Source organism: Cereibacter sp. Soil_C_27, from assembly GCF_057657095.1.
In genome coordinates this window covers 1-335 of sequence record NZ_JBDGJD010000035.1, presented here as the reverse complement: position 1 = coordinate 335, position 335 = coordinate 1, and the positions used below count along the sequence as shown (strand labels likewise).

Annotated in this window: 1 protein-coding gene; it reads left to right on the top strand. The window is 64.5% G+C overall.

Going from position 1 to position 335, the window contains the following annotated elements; all coding sequences use genetic code 11:
- Nucleotides 1-335 (top strand): EF-Tu C-terminal domain-related protein (locus tag AC3A5Z_RS24180; protein ID WP_487521812.1); only part of this gene is annotated, 335 nt, incomplete at both ends.

The window sequence follows — 335 nt, the reverse complement described above, 5'->3', positions numbered from 1 at the left end:
GAGATCGTCGGCATCCGCCCGAACAAGAAGACCGTCTGCACCGGCGTCGAGATGTTCCGCAAGCTGCTCGACCAGGGTGAAGCCGGCGACAACGTCGGCCTCCTGCTGCGCGGTATCGACCGTGAAGGCATCGAGCGCGGCCAGGTGCTGTGCAAGCCGTCTTCGGTGAAGCCGCACACGAAGTTCGAGGCCGAGGCCTACATCCTCACCAAGGAAGAAGGCGGCCGTCACACCCCGTTCTTCGCGAACTACCGTCCGCAGTTCTACTTCCGCACGACCGACGTCACCGGCACCGTGCAGCTGCCGGAAGGCACCGAAATGGTGATGCCGGGCGA